Annotated in this window: 24 protein-coding genes and 2 pseudogenes; 15 read left to right on the plus strand and 11 right to left on the minus strand. The window is 61.7% G+C overall.

The window, feature by feature from the left end; genetic code table 11:
- The 4 genes and pseudogenes from MKK58_RS04380 to MKK58_RS04395 form a co-directional block, all read right to left on the minus strand.
- A pseudogene (locus MKK58_RS04380) lies at positions 1-377 on the minus strand (porin family protein); the annotation flags it as partial.
- 306 nt (positions 378-683) lie between these two features.
- Positions 684-1385, minus strand: a complete 702-nt coding sequence (gene ctrA / locus MKK58_RS04385; RefSeq protein WP_243910946.1) for a response regulator transcription factor CtrA — start codon at positions 1383-1385, stop codon at positions 684-686.
- A 452-nt stretch (positions 1386-1837) separates the two neighbouring features.
- A complete protein-coding gene (locus MKK58_RS04390; protein ID WP_243910947.1) occupies positions 1838-2374 on the minus strand; it encodes a hypothetical protein in 537 nt (178 codons plus the stop codon).
- 262 nt (positions 2375-2636) lie between these two features.
- Positions 2637-3200: a chemotaxis protein CheB gene (locus MKK58_RS04395; RefSeq protein WP_243910948.1), complete on the minus strand. Its 564-nt coding sequence runs from the start codon at positions 3198-3200 to the stop codon at positions 2637-2639.
- Between the two features lie 132 nt (positions 3201-3332).
- On the opposite strand from MKK58_RS04395, the gene ihfB reads away from it, so the two are divergent.
- Positions 3333-3689 carry an integration host factor subunit beta gene (gene ihfB / locus MKK58_RS04400; protein WP_243910949.1) on the plus strand — a complete coding sequence of 119 codons (357 nt, stop codon included), beginning with the start codon at positions 3333-3335 and terminating at the stop codon, positions 3687-3689.
- Positions 3690-3794: 105 nt separating this feature from the next.
- Here the strand turns inward: ihfB and MKK58_RS04405 are convergent, their stop codons facing one another.
- The 3 genes from MKK58_RS04405 to MKK58_RS04415 all read right to left on the minus strand — a co-directional run bounded on the left by MKK58_RS04405 (position 3795) and on the right by MKK58_RS04415 (position 5746).
- A complete protein-coding gene (locus MKK58_RS04405) occupies positions 3795-4262 on the minus strand; it encodes a MucR family transcriptional regulator (RefSeq protein ID WP_243910950.1) in 468 nt (155 codons plus the stop codon).
- A 145-nt stretch (positions 4263-4407) separates the two neighbouring features.
- Positions 4408-4635, minus strand: coding sequence for a hypothetical protein (locus tag MKK58_RS04410; RefSeq protein WP_243910951.1), 228 nt, complete (start codon positions 4633-4635; stop codon positions 4408-4410).
- An 850-nt stretch (positions 4636-5485) separates the two neighbouring features.
- Positions 5486-5746 carry a helix-turn-helix transcriptional regulator gene (locus MKK58_RS04415; protein WP_313899268.1) on the minus strand — a complete coding sequence of 87 codons (261 nt, stop codon included), beginning with the start codon at positions 5744-5746 and terminating at the stop codon, positions 5486-5488.
- Positions 5747-5835: 89 nt separating this feature from the next.
- Here MKK58_RS04415 and MKK58_RS04420 point away from each other — a divergent pair, with 89 nt between their 5' ends.
- The 10 genes from MKK58_RS04420 (at position 5836) to MKK58_RS04465 (ending at position 10913) form a co-directional block, all read left to right on the plus strand.
- A complete protein-coding gene (locus MKK58_RS04420; RefSeq protein ID WP_243910953.1) occupies positions 5836-6186 on the plus strand; it encodes a hypothetical protein in 351 nt (116 codons plus the stop codon).
- Positions 6187-6196: 10 nt separating this feature from the next.
- Positions 6197-6643: a hypothetical protein gene (locus tag MKK58_RS04425; protein WP_243910954.1), complete on the plus strand. Its 447-nt coding sequence runs from the start codon at positions 6197-6199 to the stop codon at positions 6641-6643.
- On the plus strand, positions 6640-7107 hold the full coding sequence (locus tag MKK58_RS04430) for a penicillin-binding protein (protein ID WP_243910955.1): 468 nt from the start codon (positions 6640-6642) through the stop codon (positions 7105-7107). The genes MKK58_RS04425 and MKK58_RS04430 overlap by 4 nt, the downstream gene beginning before the upstream one ends.
- A 66-nt stretch (positions 7108-7173) precedes the next feature.
- A complete protein-coding gene (locus MKK58_RS04435) occupies positions 7174-7614 on the plus strand; it encodes a hypothetical protein (protein ID WP_243910956.1) in 441 nt (146 codons plus the stop codon).
- 56 nt (positions 7615-7670) lie between these two features.
- The gene (locus MKK58_RS04440) at positions 7671-8738 is read left to right on the plus strand and encodes a hypothetical protein (RefSeq protein ID WP_243910957.1); all 1068 of its coding nucleotides are present in this window, start codon (positions 7671-7673) and stop codon (positions 8736-8738) included.
- A 78-nt stretch (positions 8739-8816) separates the two neighbouring features.
- Complete coding sequence (locus tag MKK58_RS04445; protein WP_243910958.1) at positions 8817-9911, plus strand: hypothetical protein; 1095 nt, start codon at positions 8817-8819, stop codon at positions 9909-9911.
- Between the two features lie 4 nt (positions 9912-9915).
- The gene (locus MKK58_RS04450; protein WP_243910959.1) at positions 9916-10200 is read left to right on the plus strand and encodes a hypothetical protein; all 285 of its coding nucleotides are present in this window, start codon (positions 9916-9918) and stop codon (positions 10198-10200) included.
- Between the two features lie 40 nt (positions 10201-10240).
- Entirely contained in the window at positions 10241-10507 is a 267-nt protein-coding gene (locus tag MKK58_RS04455; protein WP_243910960.1) for a helix-turn-helix domain-containing protein, read from the plus strand.
- Positions 10504-10683 (plus strand): hypothetical protein, encoded by a 180-nt coding sequence (locus MKK58_RS04460; protein ID WP_243910961.1) that lies wholly within the window; start codon positions 10504-10506, stop codon positions 10681-10683. The genes MKK58_RS04455 and MKK58_RS04460 overlap by 4 nt, the downstream gene beginning before the upstream one ends.
- 62 nt (positions 10684-10745) lie before the next feature.
- Positions 10746-10913 carry a hypothetical protein gene (locus tag MKK58_RS04465; protein ID WP_243910962.1) on the plus strand — a complete coding sequence of 56 codons (168 nt, stop codon included), beginning with the start codon at positions 10746-10748 and terminating at the stop codon, positions 10911-10913.
- Between the two features lie 91 nt (positions 10914-11004).
- Here MKK58_RS04465 and MKK58_RS04470 read toward each other — a convergent pair whose 3' ends face one another.
- The 4 genes from MKK58_RS04470 to MKK58_RS04485 form a co-directional block, all read right to left on the minus strand.
- Complete coding sequence (locus tag MKK58_RS04470; RefSeq protein ID WP_243910963.1) at positions 11005-11196, minus strand: ribbon-helix-helix domain-containing protein; 192 nt, start codon at positions 11194-11196, stop codon at positions 11005-11007.
- Positions 11197-11402: 206 nt separating this feature from the next.
- A complete protein-coding gene (locus tag MKK58_RS04475; protein ID WP_243910964.1) occupies positions 11403-12050 on the minus strand; it encodes an AAA family ATPase in 648 nt (215 codons plus the stop codon).
- Positions 12051-12476: 426 nt separating this feature from the next.
- Positions 12477-13007 (minus strand): MucR family transcriptional regulator, encoded by a 531-nt coding sequence (locus MKK58_RS04480; RefSeq protein ID WP_243910965.1) that lies wholly within the window; start codon positions 13005-13007, stop codon positions 12477-12479.
- Between the two features lie 112 nt (positions 13008-13119).
- Positions 13120-13767 carry a recombinase family protein gene (locus tag MKK58_RS04485; protein ID WP_243910966.1) on the minus strand — a complete coding sequence of 216 codons (648 nt, stop codon included), beginning with the start codon at positions 13765-13767 and terminating at the stop codon, positions 13120-13122.
- Between the two features lie 311 nt (positions 13768-14078).
- Between MKK58_RS04485 and MKK58_RS04490 the strand changes: the two genes are divergently transcribed.
- The 4 genes and pseudogenes from MKK58_RS04490 (at position 14079) to MKK58_RS04505 (ending at position 18470) form a co-directional block, all read left to right on the plus strand.
- A complete protein-coding gene (locus MKK58_RS04490) occupies positions 14079-16070 on the plus strand; it encodes a beta strand repeat-containing protein (RefSeq protein ID WP_243910967.1) in 1992 nt (663 codons plus the stop codon).
- 750 nt (positions 16071-16820) lie between these two features.
- Positions 16821-17366 carry an RNA polymerase sigma factor gene (locus tag MKK58_RS04495; protein ID WP_279578223.1) on the plus strand — a complete coding sequence of 182 codons (546 nt, stop codon included), beginning with the start codon at positions 16821-16823 and terminating at the stop codon, positions 17364-17366.
- A 90-nt stretch (positions 17367-17456) separates the two neighbouring features.
- A pseudogene (locus tag MKK58_RS04500) lies at positions 17457-17621 on the plus strand (FecR/PupR family sigma factor regulator); the annotation flags it as partial.
- 186 nt (positions 17622-17807) lie between these two features.
- Complete coding sequence (locus MKK58_RS04505; protein WP_243910984.1) at positions 17808-18470, plus strand: FecR family protein; 663 nt, start codon at positions 17808-17810, stop codon at positions 18468-18470.
- Positions 18471-18579: the final 109 nt, after the last annotated feature.

Below are 18579 nucleotides of genomic sequence, written 5' to 3' on the forward strand. Positions count from 1 at the left end.
GGACTTGAAGAAGTTCAGGAACGAGTCGGTCGGCAGGGCGTATTCGATGCCGCCGCCAGCGGTCCACCCGGTGCGGAAGTCGTTGCGGCTGCTGTTGGGCAGGCCGAAATCGTTGCCGCAACGACTTCCGCACCGGGTGGACCGCTGGCGGCGGTGCCGAGGAAGATCGGCGCATTGGCAACGATGGTGGTCGGGCCCTTGTTGTCGTTGCCCGTACCGAAGCCGTAGCCGGCGTTGAAACCGGCGTAGAAGCCGGTCCAGGTGAACACCGGCACCGGCACGAACACCGGGGGCGCCGCGCGGCGCGGAAGGTCGGCGGCCGAGGCGGCGCCCGCCAGGAGCGCGGTGGCGGCGCTGGCGAGGATGAGCGTCTTGATCATGTCAGAACTGCCGGGAACCAGAGGCGCACTCTCGGTGCGGTGTGAAGCGGTTCTACCGTGAGAGCCTGGCTGAGCTCTAGTGCATTTGAGCAACACACATGATAGATCGATATCGACCCGAATAGACTAACAACAATTGAAGATTTACATCTTAGTAACCGAGCGGGTTAACACACGTCGCGACGGGTGGTTCCACGAGAACAGTCCGCCGGTTCAGAAATCGTAGTCTGTCGGGTTCGGCCTCGATGTTCGCGGACCAACGCCGGACCGCCATCGCAGCCCGCAATCCGAGGGACGCTCGGATCATCCCGCCATGGCGCGCATCGCGGACACGCCGTCGTGTAGCACGTAGCCGCGGCCCCAGACGGTCTCGATGTAGTTCTTGCCGCCCGAGGCATTGGCGAGCTTCCGGCGCAGCTTGCAGATGAACACGTCGATGATCTTCAGCTCGGGCTCGTCCATGCCGCCGTAGAGGTGGTTGAGGAACATCTCCTTCGTCAGCGTCGTGCCCTTGCGCAGGGCGAGGAGCTCCAGGATCTGGTACTCCTTGCCGGTGAGATGGACGCGCGCGCCGGCGATGGTGGTGGTCTTCTCATCGAGGTTCACGATGAGGTCGCCGGTGGTGATCACCGACTGGGCGTGGCCCTGCGAGCGGCGCACGATGGCGTGGATGCGGGCGACGAGCTCGTCCTTGTGGAAGGGCTTGGTGAGATAGTCGTCGGCCCCGAAGCCGAGGCCCTTCACCTTGTCCTCGATGCCGGCCAACCCGGAGAGGATCAGGATCGGCGTCTTGACCTTGGCGACGCGCAAGCTGCGCAGCACCTCGTAGCCCGAGATATCGGGCAGCGTCAGGTCGAGCAGGATGATGTCGTAATCATACAGCTTGCCGAGGTCGATCCCCTCCTCGCCGAGATCCGTGGTGTAGGTGTTGAAGCTCTCGGACTTGAGCATCAATTCGATGCTGGCAGCGACGGAGGCATCGTCCTCGATCAGCAGCACACGCATCGGAAAGCTCCTTCAAAGGTTGAGGCACCCTGAAGGGACATCGGCAACAAACCGTTAAGCTTGAGCCGTCGCTGAAAACATCAACGACCACGGACGCTGAGACAAGGTGCGCGTACATCCGGCGTCACCCCATCCCGGCATTTTGGCCGCATCCGATCCAGCGAGAGCAGCAGGAGCGGTATGACCTCAGATGAGGATCGTATGGTTAATGTTTAATGAAGCTGCCCCCCGCCGCCCGATCTGATCACGGGACCGGCAGGGTAGGATCGTTCATCTCACGCTGAGCCGGTACGCAACTTGGCTCGCCGGCAGGATGCCCGAGGCTGGTTAGCCGGTCTTCAAGCGTGCCACTCTTGCACGGCATCAAAATGGGATGAAGTGCCGATGTCTCGTTAGGGAGGGGCCTTGCACCCGATGCCAGCGGTAAGCAGTTCGGGCGGCTTGTTCTCTATTTAGAGGCAGTCGTAGGCCCGGTAAAAGCGCTCCAGCGCACGAGGATCGCCGCCCGCAGCACGCCACTCAAACCGCGCGATACTCCGCAGCTTGTCTTTCTCGCGATCGTGCTCTCTAGCCTTATCTCGTTCTTGCTGTTTGGCACGGCATTCAACCTTTTGCCTCAAGCGCAAATTTCGTTGCCGCCGCTTCTCGCGCTCGCTTGGATAGAGAGCGGCCCGTACAGCTTTTATGTCTTTGATCAATATCCGGGCAATTTCTAAAGGGCTGTATCCCTCCACGCGCATTAAATGTGCTCGCCGCCACCAGGATGGCCAGGGTATATCCCCTAAAACCTGCTTAGGAGGCTTGTAGGGATTTTTGGAAAGGTACTTTATGGGCCTTATGCGAATACCAAGATCGAGCCGCTTGTATTTACAAGCGCGCGCTGTTCGATGCGGAATTGGCTGCCCAGACCGGAGAAGCGCAATTTCTGCCTCGCTCCAAAGCCAATAGCGCCCGACGCGCTGGCTGCCGATGGCATCACGCAGATCCATCGTCCTCCTCCTGCATGAAGCAGCCCCCGCCGCCCGATCTGCTCACGGGACTGACGGGGTAGGATCGTTCATCTCACGCTGAGCCGGTACGCAACTTGGCTCGCCGGCAGGATGCCCGAGGCTGGTTAGCCGTGCCTCAAGCGCGTCGCCGGGGTGTGGGGCGAAATCGGGAATGCGAGACCTGAAAGCGAGATCTGACGGGCTGCATCCACTCGCTGGGTCCGGCACGCGGGGGAAGTGGACATTCGCCTTCGCTGCTCTCTCAATCGTTGCAGGCACAGTGCGCAATGATCCGCTCGGCAAGTTGAGCGGCAGTGAGCGCTCCCTCGGGGTGATCGCGCTTCAGCCCCGCTAGCGGCATATCGGGGTATTTGGCTTCGTCAGGATGCTGGACCAAGCTAAGACCACCGCGCGCCGTGATCATCCGAAGGCCCTCGGCCCCGTCGCTGTTGGCGCCGCTCAGCACAATCCCAACGACGCGTGCGCCGTAGGTTTCGGCCGCTGAGACGAACAGGGGGTCGGCGGCCGGACGCGTGAAGTGCACTTTGATCTCCCGATCCAGAAGGATCGTGCCGAAGCCCAACCGCATATGGTGGTCGGATGGTGCAACGTAGACCCGACCACGCTCAATGATCTCGCCGTGTCGTCCGAAGGCTGCCGGAAGCCTACCGCGCCAACTGAGGATCTCGGGAAGGACGCTCGGATTCGCCCCGACGTGCTGGACGATGAAGACGGAGGCGCGGCAGGTGGGCGGCAAAGCCTCAACGATCTGCCTGAGCGGAGCGAGGCCACCGGCAGACAAAGCAATGACGATGATGGCACCCATTCTCTTGCGACAACGATGGGAATGAGCACGGGTTCGATTGCAATCAGACGAACATCCGAGAAGGGGTCGAGAGCAGCCACTCGCATTGGCGGCCCTTGCCTCACTCGCCCGGATCGGGTCTCACCCCGGCCCATGACCAAGTCCGAACTGATCCTCCGCATCGCAGAGCAGAACCCGTACCTCTACGAGCGAGACGTCGAGGCGGTAGTGAACGCCATCCTAAACCGGATCTCGGAAGCGCTGGTGGCCGGTGATCGGGTTGAGCTTCGTGGGTTCGGCGCGTTCGCGGTGAAGGCGCGCGAGGCTCGCACGGGACGCAACCCGAAGACCGGCGAGGCCGTGCCGGTGGCCGACAAGCGGGTCCTGACCTTCAAGACAGGGAAGGGCATGCAGGGCCGTCTGAACGCCGCCGAGGCACCCGCGCCGGCCGAAGTTGGCGGCGACGGTCGGACGGTTCCTGCACCGCGCGTGATGCGATCCTGGGGCTAAGTTGAACTTAGGCTTCGAGCGTTGGCTCCGGCCGAGTCATGTCGGGCTCCCCCATCGTGGAACCGGCGCAGCGGCTCTATGTAGCCGCGACGCTAACGAAGGAAGCTACGCAGCCCTGTTGTGGCCCGTGCCCTTGGGCTTCGCTTCTTCGCCACGATCGGCGACCCGGCCAAGACCGATGGACTTCGCCAGAGCTGAGCGCTGCGCGGCGTAGCTCGGGGCGACCATCGGGTAGTCGGCGGGGAGGCCGAAACGCTGGCGGTAGCTCTGAGGATCAAGGCCATGGCCAGTCAGATGGCGCTTCATGGTCTTGTAGGTCTTACCGTCTAGGAAGCTGACGATGCCGTCCGGCGCCACCGACTTGCGGATTTGAGCGGCGGTCGGCTTCTCGTGGATATCGTCTGTGGCGGTTTGAACCGCGCCGCTGGCAAGACCTGCTAGAGCAGCGTGAACGCTGTGCACGAGGCTTGGGAGTTCGGCCACTGGAACCGAATTATTCGACACATACGCGCAGACGATATCGCCAGCGAGGTCGATGAAGTTGGCGGTTTTATGTTCTGTGTTGTCTGACATGCTACTATTCGATTTCGCGCCCCCGCGCCTACCAGATCGGACATTTGAGTAAAATTATCAAGCACGGATCACGGGATCGTTTTTTTAACGCTTACTGTGCGTAAGTGATTTCTACTCATCAGGGGTCGAACTCGGCCAGCCAGTCTCAGTATTCTGGCATGCCCGCCGCACGACCGCTCAGCAAGTCGATCCATTCGTGAAGGGCTCGAACGTCGTAGCGGAGGAGCCGGCGATCGTCCCGCCCGTCCGGTGACAGGTTGATCGGGGCGACTGGACACGCCCGCTCGAACACCGAGACGGTGAGCGAGCAGAACGCTGCCGCATCAGCCAGCCGGAGAAGGCGGGCGGGTGGAAGCGGGATAACGCTCTTCATGACCAATCCGCGAAGCTGTCCGCCTCGTTGGTCTCACTCAGAGCATTGACCGCGGCATCGAGGCGGCCCGGACTGCCGTCAACATAAAAAATCACCTTGTTCTTAGTCACTTGCCTTCGACCGAGAGCGTGCGCGGCGTTCTAGTTCCATTGTAACCTCGGAAAGTTCTGGAGAATAATGAACTTGAGTGCTCCAGCCATTGTCCACTCGATAACGAACACATCCGATCCAGATTTTTAGGTCCTTAGCCCAGAGCCAAGCTTCCCGCCTTAAAACGACTTCTGTTCCAGAAACTTGAGCATCCGGAAGTCCGCTTCGCGAGATCGGCCGCCCCAAAGGCGAGTGAAGAAGCATTTGCGCGATCCGCTTATTGGACTGAATAAATCGCCTTCGTTCATCCTCAGACAATTTCGCTCCGTCCCCGATAGGATCAATCACATCATCAACCTGCTCTGACCATAGAGCATCAAGAACGCGATCGCAGCGACGCGCTTCCTCAACAGGCGTGCCGGCTTGGACAGCCGTCCATGACCAAGGGGCTAAGAGAAGCAGTCCTGATAAGGCGCGCCAACGTCGCTTTCTGGGCCTGCTGATCATGCCTTCCTCTCACGGAACTGGATGCTGGTCCCTCCCTCGTTCGCTGGGATGAACTCAAGGCTGGTGGCCTCGACGCATCGCTGATCGGCAGCGAAGAAATGGCCACGGCCAGAGGCAAGCAAAGCGTCTGCGTCTGCAGTCATTGCTCCTCCCGATGCGGGGTGCGCCCCGAAAAGGGGCCTTTTAGGGGTCGCTAGACTCGGCCCCTTTCCCAAGGGGCGCCCCCATTTCCGAATAAAAAAGGGGGCCCTTTTTATGGGGCGACCAAGGTCGAGTCGGCAGAGGGGTTCTCTCGGAAGCGGATGCCTGCCCCTCCCCCATTTGCTGGGATGAACTCAAGGCCGGCAGCTTCCATGGCACTGCTCATTGCGCGCTTATTGTTGTCGTGCGGTTCGCGGGCTCCTCGCTCGAAATCGGTGATGGTGCGCTCAGACAGGCCGCTCTCACGCGCAAGGTCACCCCTGCTCCAGTCCAGCATGGCGCGGCCTGCCCGACATTGCTCTCTGGTCAACATTGTTTCCGTTTTTATGCAAGGGTTGCCGGAAACGTGTTGACCACTCTCCGGTTATCTGTGCATATAAGCATGAAACCGGAAACCTGCCAATGTCCCTCAACCGCACGATCTCCTGGACCGCTGCCACCCGCGACATGCGCAATGACCGCACGTTCGTTGCCCCGGCTGCCAACCTGGCTGAGCGGATCGCCCGTGAGGAAGCCCGCAAGGAAGGCATCCGCCTCTATAGCGAGGCCAAGGCCGCTCTCGCGGTCGCCAAGTCCCGCCCTCTGTTTTCTGCTCTCGGCTACGACCGCAGCGCCATCATGGTATTGGCGAACGCCATCGCCCGCGAGGAGTGCGCTGCCGTCCTCGGCCGCTCCCACCGCGCCCTGATCGGTGCTGCCATGAAGCAGGCTTGGGCCATGGCTCGCGCCGCTCGCCTTGCCGCCGCGCACTGAGGGGGCCGAGATGTCCAACTCTCTTCCCCGCCGTCACGTCATCAGCGCCGCCCTCGCCGCTGTTGTCGTCGGCAACCTTCCGGCTTCGGAAGCCGCCCCGGCGGTGGCTCCGACCTTGCGCGGCGACGACAGCGACCGCCTGTCGGACCATGCTGCTCTCTGGGCGCAGCTTCCCCTGCCGTTCACCCCGGCTCAGGCGTGGCACCTGCTCTCCCCCGCGACCCAAGCTGAAATCGGCGCCGCCATCATCGGCATGGCGCTCGCCGAGTACGTCCATGGCGACGACATGGCCGAGGCGGACCAGTTCCACGACGACGCCTTGAGGTCCGCAGCCGGCGACGTGAACAGCAAGCTCCTCAACACCATCACGCCGCGTCTCTGGGCGCTGCTGCCTGACTTGTACGGGCCGGACGGTGACCATCCTGCCTGGGCTCTCAACGCAGGGCTGGCGCGATGACCGCTCACGCCCTGACCCGCCGTTCGCTGTTCGGCGGCGCCCTCCTCCTTAGCCCCTTCCTGCGCGCGAGCATGGCGATGCCGCCCGATCCGATGCTGGCCGCGATCCGTCTCGCTGAAGCTGCGGACACGGCGTACCGCGCGGCCGGGTTAATCTCGGCTTCCCGCAGGCCCGGCGGGGTCCTGAACCCTGAATGGCGCGCGGAGCGGATCGCTACGGCTCGGGTTCGTTTCGAGGCTCGGGTGAACCTGCACGGTCTGACGCCCACGACGCGGGCCGAAGCCGTCGCCCTCGTCCGGTACTACGCGAACCGCGTGAGCCACGCCGATCCGGTGAACGTGCGCGGCGCCTCTCGCGCTGCCCAGCGCCGCCTGCGCGAGGTCTTCGCCCGTCCCGGCGCCTATCCGCTGGATCGTGCCGCCTGGGCCTCTCTGTCGCCCTCGCTGCCCATACCGGCCGACTAGGCGCCTCGCGCACTCGGCACCGTCCCCTCCCCATCGCTGACCAATCCAAGCCCCGGAGCCCCGGTTATGGCAACGACCTCGCACGCCCAGATCATCGAACACGTCCCGTTCCACGCTGACCCCATCCTCGCGGCCATCGACCACCACGACGAGGCTTGGAGCGTCTGGCAGTGCGCCTCTGACGCCCTGGTGGCGCGCCGTCACGTCGAGATGGAAGGCGCCCTCGCCCGCCTTCTCGCCACGCCCTGCGCGACGCAGTTCGGCTCCCTGGCCCTGCTCCGGCATCTGCGCTGGCACATCCAGCACGACGGCATCACGGATGCGGCAGTGCTCGCCCGCGCCTCGGATCTGGCGCTGTACCTGCGCCTGGACTTCCTGCCCGTCGAGCCGGCCCGCGCTCCACTCGCGCCGACCCTGCGCCTCCTGAGCGGCCTGGGCGAGGCCATTGCTGCCCTGTCCCTGATCTGCGGCGGCCTCGTCGTCATCGGCCTCGCAACGCTGGCCTAGCTCCTCAGACCCTTAATCTCTGAAACCCTGAAACTCTGAAAAATGGATAACCTGAAATGTGCAATCCCTTTGCCCGACTTGCCAAGCGCGACGCTCCTCGCCCCTCGCTGCGTGAGCGGCTGACCGCCACCAAGGCCAGAGCCAAAATGGCTTTTGCCGTCTCCCGCGTCATCGCCAAGGGGCCGCCCGCCACGGTGCCGGCAGTCGATCGCATTGCCCTCGTGAACTACGCCTCGTGGCTGCACATGGAGCGCCGCCTCGTATGCGCGGAGCTTTACCCGCACCGGGGCACTGACGCGGACAAGTTCGTGCTGTCGTGCAACGCGGCCGAGCGGTTCCATTTTCCGCATTCAGATCGCTATCCCGGCCGGTCCACGCTCTCGGCATCGGCCGCGTCCCGCGCCGTTGATGTGCTCGACATGGTGGGGGTGGCTTGGCGCGAAGACCTGAACGAGCGCGACCACCTGGACCCCGTCTCGGCTCAGGATAACGGCAAGCGCCCAGACGTACCTTATGGCTGGCCCGCGCTGGATGGGGTGCTGGTGACGGCCTGCGGGGATCTGCAACGGCTCGACGCTGCAACCCGTGTCCTCCTGAAGGACGACCCGCGCGACGCCTTTGATGTGCCCGGCTTTCAGGGGCTGGATGAGGAGCGCGGCGCGGTTCTGTCGGTGCTGGTGCGGGAACGCGCCGAAAGTCTCGCCGGACTGAAGGCCAAGGCCAAGGCGATGCTGACCATGGAGGATTACGAGGGGATCGCCGACTTCGCCCGGTCCATCGCTGCGGATCTGCTGAATGCCAAGCGGGGCATCCTTACACCCGTTGCCGATCCGATCCTGCCCATGATCGAGGAGGGCTGTCGCCGTCTGCGTGAGGTCGAAGCTGCATTCGCTGCGTCCGCTGATGCGGATGATAATGATCCCCGCTTCGTGGCCCGGAATGCGCTGCTCGGAGAGATGTGGGCTCACGTCGATGGCACGATCCTCAAGACGGTGCCGCACACCGCTGCTGGATGCCGCGAACTGGCCCGGTTCGCTGTTGAGTTCTTCAAGAGCCAGGGCGTGCCGATCTCCGATGACGAGCAGGCCGTTACGAACCTGATCGCGCAGAGCGCCCTGATCTGACGCTGCCGCCCTCGCTGCGGTAGCCGCCTGCTGCCGCGCCCTCCCTTTCAATCCTGTCCGACCATAGGAGCGCCGCGCGTGCCCTCTCTCAAGCTGTCCAATCCGTTCCGCCGGGCTGCTGATCGCCCTTCCCTGAAACAGCGTGCCGCCAGCCTGAAGGCCACGGCGGCGCGGGTGATGAGGCGCAAGCCCGCTGACCCGTTTGAGGGCACGACGTGTCCCGACGGCTTCGTGCCGTACCCGTTCGACAAGCCGATGAGCTTCATGAACATCCGTGGCGTCATCCACGCAGAGGGCGTCCGCCTTCTGGACTTGGCCCAAGCCGAGTACGCCCGGCGGTGCGCCTTCATCACCGATGATGTGCCTGAGGATGAGCGCCACGCTCGCCGGCAGGCACACAGGGCTTCTCTGCATCTCGACATCTTGGAGGCGCTTGCGAAGGCTCAGGAAGCAGCGCCGGCTGCGGTCCAAGGTAGCGCGCCGACCTCCCTCGGGCTGGCATGCGATTGGGCCATCGGGCACGTCGAGTGGATCAACGAAACCTCGAAGGCTGAGATTTGGGATGACGACCGGCTCGATAGTGAGGCGGGGAAGTCCGATGCGGTTTGGGCTCGGGCGACCGTAGAGCCCTCCATCACACTCGGGGACCTCGCGGCCAAGGCACGGATGCTTCTGGCTGACCTCGAAGGCGAGGCCCTGGATTTCGACGTGGAATTGGACGACCGGGACAGGCTCACCTTCGCGGTGCTGCGGGAAGTGTCGTCGCTGGTCCCCGCCTCGCCGACCGGCGAGGAGGATAGGACCGCGCCGGCCTCGATACCTCAAAGCGATGAGCCGGCCACCCTGGAAAGCGCGGCAACTCTCTCTTTCGACGCCTACGAGTTTGATGACCCGATCCTCTCGCCTACGGAATGGGGGAACAGGATCCAAGAACAGATCTGGGGTCTGCTGCTCATGGACCGCCTTCTGAGGATGGGGAAAGCCGAGATGATCGCCTTCATCAGCGACGCCGGTCAGAAGAACGACGCGACTCCGGAAGGCATGTACCGCGCTCTGGATGGCGCTCAGGTAACTCTGGAGGGGTGGGGCAAAGCACTCGATTTGGCTCGCACCCGGTACATGGTCGCTGCGTCCTCTGCGGTCCTTGAGGCCGGCGGAAAGGCCGGGGCCTGACCCGATGAGCAACGTCCTCTCCTTCGTCCCGCGCCGCCCGGCAAGCGCCCCTGCGGCGCCGCTGGCCCCCTCCCCGGCTGATGTCCGTCGCCAGATCGAGGAAGCGGCGCAAGCTGCCCTCGACACCGCCGACCGGCTGATTGCCCTCCTCGACCAGATCGAGGGGGACGTTGAGCGGGAGGACGGCGCCGACGCCGAACCGTCCCTTGGCGCCCCTGAGGGCCATGCCTCGCAGATCGTTTGGCTGCGCGGTTCATCCTCCGACATCGAACAGGACTCCGCCCGTTGAAGGGCGCCCTGATCGAGCGCCGCAAAGGCAGGAGGACATCGTGCCGAAGACCAAGACCTTCCCGACCGAGAGCAAGCGCCGGCCCCTGATCCGCGAGAAGCCAGCGCCCATCGCCTACCGCATCAACGATGCCGCCGAGGCCATCGGGATCGGGCGGGCGAAGCTCTACCAACTCATCGCGGCCGGGAAGATCCCCGCCAAGAAGTGCGACGGCCTGACGTTCATCCGGGCCGTCGATCTCGATGCGTACATCTCGGGCGGCGAGGACGTCGGCCCAATCTCCAGCATGCAGGACATCGACCGATGAAAACCCGCCTCACGATGCGCGCCGCCCTGGCGTTCGGACTGCCCGCCGTCGCACGTGGCCTCGGCCGCCTCAAGCGCATTCGGTGTAGGCTCCTGACGGAAGCCGGACACGAAGCCGGACGCGGGAACGTCATCACGGCAACCATCCTCGTTGCGCTCTACGTGGTGGCCTGCTGATGCGTGTCGTTCCTGCCATCCCCCAGGCGGCGCCCGTCCCTTCTGTGGTCGGCCTTGCTTGGATGAGTTTCGAGATGTGGCGCCTGCGCCGGATCGCGGCCGGGCTCGCTCGGGCCAATGCGCGCGGCGATGCGAGCGCGGCAAGGCGCTGGCTCGCACGGGTGGATGGCGCCCTTGCGGATCTCGACCGGGCGCAGGACCGGCTTCGCCCTCGGCGTCGGCCGCGCTGAAAGCCTGAACCCCTGAAACGCCGAAATTCACTTTTCAGTGATTGACGAGATAGGGAGTAGGGGCGCGGCGATGGCTGCGCCCTTTCTGCGTTTACTCTGCCTCGATGCCTTCGGTTCCGCGCTCGCCTGTGCGGCGCTCCACGATGGGCGGTTGCTGATGCTTCAACAGGGTATCATTCAGCGCCTCGACCATAAGGGCCTCAAGGCTCATGTCCCGATCGGACGCGAGGTTGCGCAGCGTCATCCATCCGCGCTTGTTGATGCGGACCTGGACCGTCTTCATGTCCTGGGGCGCTCGGCGCGGGGTTGGGACGCGCTTGCCGGCCGGGGGCGCTGCATGGGTGGTCGCATCGGCGGTCGGCGCTGGCGCGGATGTAGCCTCGGCCTGAGGCGCCGGCTGGGCGGCCTTCGGGACGGCAAGATGGGTGAGGGTGGGCCGCTTGGGTGCCGCCATCGTTCGGGCTCTCAGGATCTCAGTGTTTCAGGGGATCAGGATTTCCGGGGGAAGGTCTCGGCCAGCTTCGTGACGGCGGACCACATGGCCGCGATCTCCGCTGCTGCTCGGCTGTCGGGGTCATACTCCGTCACGCTCTGCCCGGTGATGAGGGCGTGCGAGAAGCTGGCGCGCTGGGATACCTGGCCGGCAAGGACGGGAGCGCCCATGCTGGTCAGGACCATGCGGGCCTCCGCAACGACGCTCGGTTCGTTCTCGCGCGTGATCGGCGGCGCCGCGTTGATGATGCAGGCGATCGGCGCCTTCAGCGCGCGGGCCATGTCTAACGTCTTGTGCGCGGCCTTGAGGTCGAAGGGGCCGGGGCGCACGGGAACGACGGTCACACTGGCACGGCTCATAAGCGAGGCCATCAAGGGCGCGTTGTGCGGGGCACTATCGATGATGACCCAGGCGACACCCTCGTCCGCTGCCGTGTCTAGGATTGGCCCGATGCTGGTTGCGTCGGCCTGAACTAGGAGGGGCGTCGCGGCCTGCCGGCTCGTGTACCAATCAGTGAGCGAGCCTTGCGGGTCGGCGTCGACCAAGAGCGTCTTGCCATGCTGCTCGGCCAAGGCTCCGAAGTGAGCGCAGATCGTGGATTTGCCCGCGCCTCCCTTCTGTGTAGCGACAAGGATCACATGCATAAGGGGTGCGTCCCGCGTCGGGGCTTCAGGGTCTCGGGCATCCTGCGGTTCCGGCCTTAAGGAAACGCTGACGGCCTGAAGCTCGGAAACCATGACTGTAGGGGTTCGCGCAAGGCTGAAAGTTCGAAGCCCGGTTTTCCTATCTTCAGTGTTTCAGGGATTGCGGATTTCAGTTACGCTTATCCGCGTGTGCTGTAACTTCCGACAATCGTCGTTCTCGAAAGATACGAGCGGGCGGGTTGAAAGCGAGCGGACAAAGTGAAGCCTTGGCTATACCGCTGGCCGTTGGCACGTCCGGCGCGCGTTTCCCACTCAAGCCAGTATGCAGCTCGTCAAGCACCGGCTGACGGCGGATCAGCTGCTAGCTCGGCATCACGCCTGCGTGTCTGGAGGCGGCGGCAGAGGAGCCACCGCCCCTTCAAAGTCTCATTCGGCAGTCGCGGCCTTGCGCGGTCGTCCAGCCTTCTTCTTCGCATCGGCCGGGGCCTCAGAGATCACATCCCCCGCATCCGCGACCTTTGCCGAAGCCTTGGTCTGGCCCTTCCGACTGTGGCCGAGCCCCAGGGAGCGTGCGAGTTCGGATCGCTGCGCCGAGTAGCTGGCGGAGGTCATTGGGTAGTCGGCAGAAAGACCGTGCTTGGCCCGGTATGCCTCGGGGGTAAGCCCACGAAGCGTGAGGTGCCGGCGCAGCGTCTTGTATGGCTTGCCATCCTCGAAGCTGATCAGCGCATCGGGCGTGATCGACTTCTTGATCTGAGCCGGTGTCGCCTTCTCGACTCCGTCCTTCGCCGGAGCATCAGCTCCACCGGCAGCAAGGCCACTGACAGCGGCATGCACGGAGGCGAGTAAATTGGCCAGCTCGCTCGACGGGATCGAGTTATTGGAGACGTAGGCTGACACGATGTCGGCGGACATCTCGATGTAGTCACTGGACATCTGCGGGGCGGTCTCGTCCATGGTGGGATCTTTCTCGGTCGGAGTGTCCTTTCTCTAAGAACTGATCAATCAAACAAATCAAGTAGAATTATTCACAACGGTCTACCGAGAAAAGAATATTCCTTTCCGGCATTCAGAATTTTGATGCCAGCGATCCTGAGGCTACTTTAGCGCGATCCGCCTCATGTTCCGGCCGTGCTGCAGCGACGGCGGCCTGGCTGCGAGCCCTCGCCTGAGGAAAGTAGCTGTAAAAGGTGTCCCGGCTGACCCCAAGGCGCTTGGCTATGGCCGCGATGGAGATGGTGCCTGAGTGCAGCAGGGCGCGACCCACCTCGATGTCGGCTGGCGTGAGCTTCTTGGGTCGGCCGCCCTTGCGCCCCCGGGCGAGGGCGGCCTTCAGCCCTTCCATGGTCCGCTCGCGGTTGAGGTCGAGGAAGTACTCCGCCATGGCGCCGTGCATCTGCAGGGCAAAGCGTCCGTGTGCCGTGTCGCTGTCGAACTGCTCGGTCAGGGAGCGAAAGTGGATCTCCTTCACCCGTAGGCTGTCGATGGTACGCATCATCTCGACCAGCGAGCGACCAAGCCGATCGAGCTTCCAGACTACAAGCACGTCGGTGGGCCGCAGGTAGGCGAGGGCCGCTTCGAATTCGGGACGCTTGGTGCCGGCTTTGCCGGACTTCTTCTCCTCGAACAGGCGTTCGCAGCCTGCACGTGTCAGCGCGTCGCGCTGCAGGTCGAGGTTTTGGTCGAGAGTGGAAACGCGGGCATATCCGACGAGCATGTCGGGATAGTGATTCCACTGCGTTTAATCCGCAATAGAAATCCAGTCATATTTTCCCGACAGAAACGGAGCTGTTTGAGGATGCTCGAACTGAGCCCCGCGATAATGTCGGAAAAACGACCGAATAATCTACGCCGTAAGGCGTTCGGTTATGCAGATGGCAAATCATAAACGCTGGGTCAGTGTATGCGACAGTCCAAATCAACGAACGGGATATTGTCGGCAACGTAGTATGGATGTTATGGATATGTCTGCCGCTGAATCTTTTGCCCCAGATCATAAATAAATAAAACTCTTACTAGGATAGAATAATGCCAGTAATAAATGGAACAGTTTACGATGACGTTCTCGATGGTACGGAAGATGATGATACGATTGATGGAGGAAGCGGGGGCGCAGATACTATTAATGGGAAGGGTGGAAGGGATACCGTCAGCTACGCCTCGTCACAGCGCGGCATCATCATCGACCTTAACGCGCAGATTACGTGGGATGGCGAAAACAACGACAAGCTCAGTAGCATCGAGAATGCGATTGGATCGTCATTCAACGATACGCTGAACGGCAGCAACGGCAACAATGTGCTCGACGGGGGCGCCGGCGGCGCCGATCAGATCGACGGCAACGGCGGGATCGACACTGTCAGCTACGCCTCTTCGCGACGCGGCACCATCATCGATCTCAACGCGCAGCTTACGTGGGACGGTGAAAACAACGACAGGCTCAGCAGCATCGAGAATGCGCTTGGGTCATCCTTCAATGATACGCTGAACGGCAGCAACGGCAATAATGTGCTCGACGGCGGCGATGGTGGAGCCGATCAGATAAACGGCAATGGTGGAAGCGACACCGTTAGTTATGCTTCATCAAGTCGAAGGGTGACGATTGATTTAACCGCGAGATCAACGTGGGATGACGTCAACAACGACTCACTAAGCAGCATTGAGAATGCTATTGGATCTGCGTTCAACGACACTTTGATCGGTGATTCAACCGACAATGTGCTCGACGGCGGCGACGGTGGCTCTGACGCGATCGACGGAAAAGCAGGAAGCGATACAGTTTCTTATGCCACGTCCTCCCGTGCTGTAACGATCGACTTTTATAACTCTCTTACATGGGACGGAGCAAATAACGACCGGCTTTTTAATATCGAGAATGCCATCGGTTCGGCTGGGAATGATACTTTACTTGGAAACAGCTTAGATAATGTGCTTGACGGCGGCAGTGGCGGTCGAGACATCATCGATGGGCAGGGCGGCATCGATACAGTTTCCTATGCGCAATCCTCTCAGGGTATTTTTGTTGATCTCGCCAATTTTTTAGGTCGAGATGATCGTGATGTAGACACGATTTTGAATATCGAAAATATCCGAGGATCTTCGTTCAATGACATCCTCTACGGGAATGACGCTGATAACCTGATCGACGGTGGCTCGGGCGGCGCAGATCTAATCTTTGGGGGTGGTGGCAGGGACACGGTAAGCTATAGAAGCTCAGATCGTTCCGTAATTATCGACATGGACGCAGATATTACCTGGGACGGCACTAATAATGATCGACTGAGTAGTATCGAGAATGCTGTAGGGTCAGCGTTCGATGACACGTTTGTCGATGACGTTGGGAATAACTCTTACGTCGGCGGCGGCGGCAATGATGTGATAACTTACGAAAAGGCTGTGAGCGGAATCTTTTACGAATACACAACCGTGAGATCTGGTGAATACCTCGATAGTATATCGGGAATAACCGGGGTGATTGGTTCAGATTACGCTGACACGTTCAAGGCCTACGTTATTAAATCTATTGATGGTGGAAATGGAATAGATACCGTAGACCTCAGCGACATAGGATATACATCCAGCTATGGTCGAGTTATAACAGATCTAGATACCGGATCTGTTAGAGCTGTGTCCCAATATTTTATTATTCCGAGCGCATCCGGAACAATCAAGAATGTCGAGAACGTAATAGGCAGCGCTATTGATGACTACATTATTGATAAGCGTGGAGTAGATAATGTTCTCTCTGGCGGAACGCGAAATCCAGCTGATTCATCAGGAAGCAGTAGATCTGATACATTCGAATTCATAAAAGGTTCTGGCAACGATACGATCACTGATTTCGATAGTCAGGATAAGCTTGTGTTTAGAGGATACGGATCAATCTATGACGGTGCGCATTTCGAAAAAATTGATAATACTCATTGGGCGATCCATTCAGCCGATGGAACATCGCATGATACCATTACGTTCTCGAACGGAGCTACCATAAGCGACAGCGCATATTTGTTCATAGCTTAAAGACCAGATATTTCGAGATGGTGTAAGCCGAATAGGCTAGAAATTCATAATAATATATGGATGCAGGGTCAGTGTTGAAACTGCATCCATACATAGGTATCTCGTTTCTTCTTGTTAGTAAGCAGGCGAGTCAATAGAGGTCTGCCTCTTTCATCAGATTGGACTAACTCACGGATGTCGTGAAAACGAACGTTTTGCGGGCGCGTTGAGCGCGTCCGCTTTGCCGAACGTGGGGGTTACTCCCAATAGCTAAAGTCGGACTGGGCACATTCCTCAGGTCCGGCTTCCCGTTGGTCGGGATCATCGAAGTATGTCGGCGCGGCATCCTTCGCGTAGTCTTCGACGGAGTGTCCCTCGCTGTCCTTCGGACCTGCAATCCGCAGCATCTCGGTTACGAACCGAGCGCAGAATTGTTCCTTGGTGAGTTCTTCGACCATTGTAGACTCCATGTCAGGAAAACGACCGTTTTCCCGACATTGTGTCTTGGGGGCGATAGCCTGCCCGTTCATGAGCCGAACCGTCTGCTTCCGCCTCGACAAATACGATAAATCCATGAAGCCTGAGCCGGCCAGGAATAATAGAAATAATACATATCTCGAAACCCATCTCCGGATGTCTCGAAGTAGAATAATTATAACATAGAGAGTATATGATGTTAACGGTCCGTGGGGTGCTTGCCACGGGAAGCATCGTTGATATACGAGATGGACTTGCAACATCGCTCCGGCTGTCATTCGCGGGCAGGGGTCCATGCCTGTCGTTACTCCTACGCGCGATGAGCGCATCAGCCAGCTTGCGAGTTTGTATCGTACGCAGTGCAAAGCCTTGTTGCGCTTTCTCGGCCGCAAGGTTGGTCAGCACGATGCGGCAGATCTCGCACACGAGGCGTTCATCCGCATCGCGCGTGCTGACCTTAGCCAAACGCCCCTGCACAACGAACGTGCCTTCCTGTTCCAGATCGCTGCGAACCTTGCCGTGGACTACCAGCGTGCGCAGCGGCGCCAGTCCCGCGTTCTCACGACCTCCGAGATCGACGATCTACTGACGGTGGCCGACGAGGCACCCGGCCCGGAGCGGGAGGCGCAATCCCGTGTCGAGCTGCAAGGCCTCGGCGCGGCGCTGCGCGAACTGCCACCCCGCCGCGCCGAGGCCTTCCGCCTCAGCCGTCTCGAAGGCCTGAGCCACGCGGCGATCGCCACGCGTCTCGGTGTGTCGCTTCGAACCGTGGAGGCGGACGTCAGAATGGCCCTCGATCACTGTGCCGAACGTCTGCACGCCCGACGGCATCCGGATTGATTGCGGGATCGTCCTCGTGGAAACGTCTCACTGCATGGAGCGCTCTCCCTGGGAGGGCCCGCAACCCTTCCGGCAATCGGCAAAAGAAGAATGAGCGTGCCGAACCAACAGGGCAGGCCTTCGGGCGACGGGGATCGAAGTATCGACGGGGAGGCGCGCGCCTGGGTGGTCCGCCTGACATCCGGCACGGCAACCCAGGACGATGCGCGGGCCCTCGCGGACTGGCGCGCGAACCCGGAACACGATGCGGCGTTTCGCGCCGCCTCAGGCCTTTGGAAAGCGGCGGGTCACGCGCTGGCGGCCTCAGGAGAGGCACCGGCCTCTCGTTCCAGCACATCTGGGCTGACCCGGCGCCGCATGCTCGGCCGGGTGGCCGCGGGCGGGGTTGCGTCGGCCTCCATCGCAGCCGCGGGCGCCACGTTCGCGCTGCGATGGCCGGCCTTGAACGCGGCTCACCGGACCGGAACCGGCGAGATCCGGACATTGGCCCTTGCGAGCGGCATCCGCATCGAACTGGATGCCGAGACGGCGCTGGACGCAGATCCCGATCCAAAAGGGCCGGCGATCGCCCTGCACGCGGGTGCGGTGGTCGTCACGGTGCCGGCCGGCCATGCGGCCCTCACCCTGAGCGTCGGAGAGGCTCGCCTCGCCACGCAGGCCGGTCAAGCAACGGAATTTGCCGTTCGCTGCAAGCCAAGCGACGGTCTCTCCGGCTGGGTCGGCGGCATGGATGCCGACCTGACCTGCCTCTCCGGCCTTGTCACGGTCGTTCCCGCGCCGGGCAGAGGCGCAACGCGCCTCACGGCAGGGCAGGCGATGGCGACCGGGTCGGATGCGCGCGGGGTCCATCCCGTCGACATCGCCTCCGTCGCGGCCTGGAGGCGAGGCCTCCTCGTGTTTCGCGACACCCCCCTCTCCCAGGTCGTGGAGGACCTCAATCGATATCGCCCGGGCCGGATCATCCTGGGCAGTTCGAGCGCGGCCTCCCGGCGGGTGACGGGGATCTTCCACCTCGAACGTCCGGAGGAAGCCCTCGGCAGCATCCGGACCGCCCTGGCCTTGTCCGAGGTCAGACTGGGCGACCGGATCGTAGTCCTGCGCTGATCCCGAGAGCGCTCGCGCGTGACGACGTGAGCCACGATCTTTTTTGCGGGTTCGTCATCCGCCGCACGTCTGAGGATTCAGGCGGGCGATCACGACCCGTCGGGCAGCG

It is taken from the genome of Methylobacterium sp. J-078 (assembly GCF_022829285.1).
In the GTDB taxonomy this organism is placed as follows: domain Bacteria; phylum Pseudomonadota; class Alphaproteobacteria; order Rhizobiales; family Beijerinckiaceae; genus Methylobacterium.

What these genes read in the sequence shown, in the direction of transcription:
- ctrA (WP_243910946.1), bottom strand. Translation starts at nt 1,385, where the DNA reads ATGCGTGTGCTGCTGATCGAGGACGATGCCTCCGTCGCTGCCAGCATC.
- MKK58_RS04390 (WP_243910947.1), bottom strand. Translation starts at nt 2,374, where the DNA reads ATGGATCTGCGTGATGCCATCGGCAGCCAGCGCGTCGGGCGCTATTGG.
- MKK58_RS04395 (WP_243910948.1), bottom strand. Translation starts at nt 3,200, where the DNA reads ATGGGTGCCATCATCGTCATTGCTTTGTCTGCCGGTGGCCTCGCTCCG.
- ihfB (WP_243910949.1), top strand. Translation starts at nt 3,333, where the DNA reads ATGACCAAGTCCGAACTGATCCTCCGCATCGCAGAGCAGAACCCGTAC.
- MKK58_RS04405 (WP_243910950.1), bottom strand. Translation starts at nt 4,262, where the DNA reads ATGTCAGACAACACAGAACATAAAACCGCCAACTTCATCGACCTCGCT.
- MKK58_RS04410 (WP_243910951.1), bottom strand. Translation starts at nt 4,635, where the DNA reads ATGAAGAGCGTTATCCCGCTTCCACCCGCCCGCCTTCTCCGGCTGGCT.
- MKK58_RS04415 (WP_313899268.1), bottom strand. Translation starts at nt 5,746, where the DNA reads ATGTTGACCAGAGAGCAATGTCGGGCAGGCCGCGCCATGCTGGACTGG.
- MKK58_RS04420 (WP_243910953.1), top strand. Translation starts at nt 5,836, where the DNA reads ATGTCCCTCAACCGCACGATCTCCTGGACCGCTGCCACCCGCGACATG.
- MKK58_RS04425 (WP_243910954.1), top strand. Translation starts at nt 6,197, where the DNA reads ATGTCCAACTCTCTTCCCCGCCGTCACGTCATCAGCGCCGCCCTCGCC.
- MKK58_RS04430 (WP_243910955.1), top strand. Translation starts at nt 6,640, where the DNA reads ATGACCGCTCACGCCCTGACCCGCCGTTCGCTGTTCGGCGGCGCCCTC.
- MKK58_RS04435 (WP_243910956.1), top strand. Translation starts at nt 7,174, where the DNA reads ATGGCAACGACCTCGCACGCCCAGATCATCGAACACGTCCCGTTCCAC.
- MKK58_RS04440 (WP_243910957.1), top strand. Translation starts at nt 7,671, where the DNA reads ATGTGCAATCCCTTTGCCCGACTTGCCAAGCGCGACGCTCCTCGCCCC.
- MKK58_RS04450 (WP_243910959.1), top strand. Translation starts at nt 9,916, where the DNA reads ATGAGCAACGTCCTCTCCTTCGTCCCGCGCCGCCCGGCAAGCGCCCCT.
- MKK58_RS04460 (WP_243910961.1), top strand. Translation starts at nt 10,504, where the DNA reads ATGAAAACCCGCCTCACGATGCGCGCCGCCCTGGCGTTCGGACTGCCC.
- MKK58_RS04465 (WP_243910962.1), top strand. Translation starts at nt 10,746, where the DNA reads ATGAGTTTCGAGATGTGGCGCCTGCGCCGGATCGCGGCCGGGCTCGCT.
- MKK58_RS04470 (WP_243910963.1), bottom strand. Translation starts at nt 11,196, where the DNA reads ATGAAGACGGTCCAGGTCCGCATCAACAAGCGCGGATGGATGACGCTG.
- MKK58_RS04475 (WP_243910964.1), bottom strand. Translation starts at nt 12,050, where the DNA reads ATGCATGTGATCCTTGTCGCTACACAGAAGGGAGGCGCGGGCAAATCC.
- MKK58_RS04480 (WP_243910965.1), bottom strand. Translation starts at nt 13,007, where the DNA reads ATGGACGAGACCGCCCCGCAGATGTCCAGTGACTACATCGAGATGTCC.
- MKK58_RS04485 (WP_243910966.1), bottom strand. Translation starts at nt 13,767, where the DNA reads ATGCTCGTCGGATATGCCCGCGTTTCCACTCTCGACCAAAACCTCGAC.
- MKK58_RS04490 (WP_243910967.1), top strand. Translation starts at nt 14,079, where the DNA reads ATGCCAGTAATAAATGGAACAGTTTACGATGACGTTCTCGATGGTACG.
- MKK58_RS04495 (WP_279578223.1), top strand. Translation starts at nt 16,821, where the DNA reads ATGCCTGTCGTTACTCCTACGCGCGATGAGCGCATCAGCCAGCTTGCG.